Here is a 4,681-nt window from a genome sequence, read left to right on the forward strand (position 1 = left end):
GTCGTGGGCGGGGTGGTCGTGTCGCCGCAGGCCGCGCCGTTGAGGGCGAAGTCCGTGGGTACGGGATCGGACGAGCGCCATGTGCCCTGGAGACCGAACTCGGCGGTGCCGCCCGTGGCCAGGGTGCCGTTCCAGCCCGCGTCCACCGCGGTCACGGCCCGGCCCGACTGGGTGACGGTGGCGTTCCACGCCGATGTCACCTGCTGGTCACCGGCGTAACTCCAGGTCAGGCGCCAGCCGGTGACGGCGGGACCGAGGTTGGTGATCTTCACTTGTGCGGTGTAGCCGCCGGCCCATTCGTTCACCGTGTAGTCGACACGGCATGCCGAGTCGGCGGCGCGGGCGGTCAGGGCGCTGAGGCCGGAGGTGAGAACCGCCGCGACGGCCGCGAGGATCACGGCCACGGGCCACGATCGTGCGAGTGAGGTGCGCATGGGACCTCCTGGGAAGGGATCGGGAGCACTCTCGGGAGCGCTCCCGATCGGAGGGTGGGGGGCGACGAGCGCGGGTCAGCCGGTCGGGAAGGAGTCCGGTGTGCTGATGCGGCTCTTGATCAGCGCGCCGGACTCCGTCAGGACACTGCTGCTGCTGAAGTCGCCGCCGGTGCAGGTGCCGGGCTTGAGGGCGGCGCTGCTCTCGTCGGCGTCGGAGTACGTCCAGTTCGCGTAGCTGATCTTCAGCTGGTCGAGCAGATCCAGCCATGCGACGGTGCTCGTCCGGTCCAGCGTCCCGCCACCGGTGGCAGTGACCGTGCCGAACTCGGTGACGAACAGCGGGAGTCGGGAGGCCGCGCGGCTCACCGTGGCGCGATAGTTGTCCTTGTGGCTCGCCGCGTAGAAGTGGAACGCGTACATGATGTTGGTGGCGTTCACCGGGTTGTTGACGATCTCGGACTCGTCGGACCCTTCGGAGACACCGAGCGAGGACCAGCCGCGGGTGCCGACGATGACCACGGCGTCCGGGTCGGCGGCGCGGATGACCGGGATGACCTGCTCGGCGTAGTTCTTGATGCCGGCCCAGCTCACGCCGTTGGGCTCGTTGGTGATCTCGTAGATCACGTTCTTCTTGGCGGCGTTGCGGGCGGCGACGGACGCGAAGAACGTCTTGGCGCGGTCGAGGTTGTAGTTGGGGTCGCCCGGTGTGAGGGTGTGGAAGTCGATCAGCGCGTACAGCCCACGAGCCTCCGCCATGTCGACATAGTTGTTGACGCGGGCGGTGAAGCCGGCCGGGTCCGTCTCGTACCCCTCCTCCTGCACGTACATGGAGATCCGCAGCAGGTCGGCCTTCCAGTCCTCGGCCAGCGCGTCCAGGGAGGCGTTGGTGTAGCACTGGCCGAACCACTGGATGCCGTGGGTGCTCATGCCGCGCAGCTGGATGGGACGGCCGTACTGGTTGCAGAGGTTGACGCCGCACACTCTGAGCTGCCCGTTGATGTCGACGGGGGTTCCGGTGCCCGTACCGGGGTCCTCGGGATCCTCGCCGCCGACGCTGCCCGTGCAGGCCACGCCGTTCAGGGTGAAGCCGGTGGGCGCAGGGTTGGCGCCGCTGAACGTGCCGGTGAAGCCCAGATCGGCGGTGCCGCCCGCGCCGAGCGTGCGGTTCCAGTCCGCGTTGGTGGCGGTGACGGTGGACCCGGACTGGGACCAGGTGGCGTTCCAGCCCTGGGCGACCTTCTGACCGGCGTCCGGCCAGGTCCACTCGAGCGTCCAGCCGTCGAGGGGATCCCCGAGGTTGGTGATCTTCACGCCGGCCTGGAAGCCGCCCTGCCACTCATTGGCCACCGTGTAGTCGACCTTGCAGCCGGTGGCCGCCGCGGCGGGCGGCCCGGCCAGTGCGGTGAGGCCCAGGGCGGTCGCGCAGGCCGCCAGAAGGGCCGATATGCGTCTCAAGCGTTCCTCCTCGAATCGGGCGGTCTCGATGCGCGATGCCGGACCCGGACTTGACCTCGGCTCGGGCATTCGAACTCGCCGTACGGAACAGTGCGGGTGCGGTGCGGGGCGGAGCCGGAACTGTGACGCGGACCGGGTGCGGCACAAGCCCGGCCGTGACGACCGGAAGACGACCACCCGGAATGGGAGCGCTCCCAAAGCCATCGGCCCGAGACCGTACACCGGTGAAGCCGACCGCGTACAGGGCTACGACCGTCGAACGCTTTCGACTCGCCGAGGCCGGCCGCCGCCGGTCCGCACGCGCCCACGGCGGGAAGGGGCCCTGCCGGGGGGTGCCCGCCCGCAGCGTGCGGCGAAGACGCAGGGCGCGAACCTGAGACGCAGGGTGCGAACCTGAGACGCAGGCCGCCGCACCGAGGACGCCACCCCCCGGCGCGGCCCCGGCCCACCCACCAGCGGATGGCGCTGCCGCAACCACGCACCCACCGCGACGCGCCGCCGCAGACGCTCAGGGGTGCGGGGAACTGCGCGGAACCCCTCACCGCCCCGCGGTGAACGACGAAAGCCCAGCCCAGGCAGGGGCGCGAGGAACTGCGCGAAGACCCCCACCGGCGCACGGTGAGAACGATGGCCCCGCCGAACGAGGGGCGCGGGGAACTTGCGTCAAGCCCCCACCGGCCCCCGGTGAAAACGAAACCCCGAGCACCCCCAGAGGCCCGCTGGGCCCTGCAAACCGCCTCCACGGCCCCGGCGGCGTCCCCTCACCCCGGCAGATCCTGCTCCGCCCAGACGATCTTCCCGCCCGGCGTCCGACAGGACCCCCACCGCCGGCACAACGCGTTGACCAGCTGAAGCCCGCGCCCGCCCTCGGCGCTGCAGGAGGCGTGCTGGATCTGCGGCAGGTCGGGCCCGGTGTCGGACACCTCCACGCACAGCCGTTCACCGCGCATGAGCCGCAGCCGCCCGGGCCCGTTGCCGTAGCGCAGCGCGTTGGCGACGAGTTCGCTGACGATCAGCTCGGTCGCGTCGGCCAGCTCGCCGAGCCCCCATCCGGCGAGCCGTTCCCGCACGAGGCGCCGGGCGGCGTGCGCGGCGGTTCCGTCGGCGGGCAGGTCCCAGACGCTCAGCGGGAACCCTCCGGGCCGGCACGCTTCCGCGACGAGCATGATCGCGTCGTCGTCGCGTGTGCCGTACGCCCCGGCCGTGCGCTCCCACACGGTCTCGCACACGCCCGCCAGCTCGGGTCGCTGCCCGTCGGCCGCCCGGCGCAGGCCGTCCAGCCAGCCGTCGACGTCGACGGAGCGGTCCTTGACGAGGCCGTCGGTGCACATCAGCAGGCGGCTGCCGGTGTCGGCCCGGATCTCCACGGGGTCGTACGGGATGACGCCGGCGCCGAGGGGGGCGCCCGGCGGCACGTCCACGAAGCCGGCGGTGCCCGCCGGGTCGGTCATGAGCGGCGGCAGATGGCCCGCGCTGGCCATCCGGTAGGTGCCCTCGGCCGGGTCGTACAGCGCGCACAGGCAGGTCGCCACCTGGTCCTCCTCCAGGTCGCGGGCGGCGAGGTCGAGGCGGGCGAGGACTCGTTCCGGGGCGATGTCGATGTTGAACAGGGTCCGCGCCACCGACCGCAGGCGTCCCATCGTCGCGGCGGCGGCGAGTCCGTGGCCCATGACGTCGCCGACGACGAGCGCGCTGCGTCCGCCGGGCAGCGGCACGACGTCGTACCAGTCGCCGCCGACGCCGTTGGGGTCGACGGCGGGCCGGTAGCTGGAGTCCACGCACAGGCCGGGGGTGGGCGGGGCGGCCCGCGGCAGCAGGGCGCGTTGCAGGGTGAGCACCGTGTCGCGTTCGCGGCTGTAGAGGCGGGCGTTGTCCACGAAGACCGCGGCTTTCGCGGCCAGCTCGCAGGCCAGGGCCAGATCTCGGGAACTGAACGGGGGCCGTCCGCCGCACCGTATGAAATCGGCCATGCCGATGAGCACGCCGCGGGAGATCAGCGGTACGACCATGTAGCTGTGCACGCTCGCCCCGCGCATCAGCCGGGCCGCGTTCGGCGTGGGCGCGATCTTCTCGTACTGGTCGGGGGCGATGCGGCGGACGAGCAGGGGGCGGCGCGAGACGAGGCACTCGTAGGCGAGTTTCGGCGCGGGGTGCAGGGTGGACAGCTCCCCCACGGGGTCGGGTTCCAGGTGCGAGAGCCGGTCGATCGCGGTGACCGCCATCGCCCGGGTGAGGGGTACGCGGGTGCCGCCGGGAGGGTCGCCGTCGTGGCCGTGCAGCACCGCCTCCAGCAGGTCCACGGCGGTGCCGTCGGCGAGCGTGGGCACGGTGAAATCGGCCAGTTCCCGAGCGGTGCGTTCCAGGTCGAGGGTGGTGCCGATACGGCCGTCCGCCTCGCTCAGCCAGGCCAGTCTCGGGGCGTCCGCCATCGCGGTGGCGGCCTCGACGAAGCGGCGTACGGGGCGGCTCTCCAGCAGGCGGCCGAGAGCCGGTCTGCCGGGCAGGCGGGCCCGGCCGAGGGGGGTCATACCTCGCACCTCCTGGCCTGGGGCTGCGAAAGACTCCGCGACGCTGCACCACTCTGGCGGAGGCGCGCCGTGATCGCCATGTGAGGTGCGGGACGGGGCCCGGGGCCCCGGCCCTCCCCCCGGTGTCCGGGGCGGGGTGCGCGGGGTGCGGCGGGTGTCCCGCGATCGGGTGAGCGACAGCCGAGCGGCGCACGACCGGATCGCCCACCGCAACCCACACGCCCCCGGACCGCCCACCGCACCCCACGCACCCCGCCTGAGCAC

3 protein-coding genes are annotated in these 4,681 nt (G+C 72.6%); all 3 read right to left on the reverse strand.

The genetic code is table 11. The features are described 5' to 3' along the window. The coding region (locus tag MTQ10_RS28060) for a cellulose binding domain-containing protein (protein ID WP_247473097.1) at positions 1-434 on the reverse strand (434 nt) is incomplete at its 3' end. A gap of 75 nt (positions 435-509) precedes the next feature. After that, complete coding sequence (locus tag MTQ10_RS28065; protein ID WP_247473098.1) at positions 510-1,889, reverse strand: cellulase family glycosylhydrolase; 1,380 nt, start codon at positions 1,887-1,889, stop codon at positions 510-512. A gap of 761 nt (positions 1,890-2,650) precedes the next feature. Continuing rightward, complete coding sequence (locus tag MTQ10_RS28070) at positions 2,651-4,417, reverse strand: ATP-binding SpoIIE family protein phosphatase (RefSeq protein WP_374117711.1); 1,767 nt, start codon at positions 4,415-4,417, stop codon at positions 2,651-2,653. Positions 4,418-4,681: the final 264 nt, after the last annotated feature.

This window comes from Streptomyces sp. XM83C (assembly GCF_023072675.1).
Taxonomy (GTDB): Bacteria; Actinomycetota; Actinomycetes; order Streptomycetales; family Streptomycetaceae; genus Streptomyces; species Streptomyces thermocoprophilus.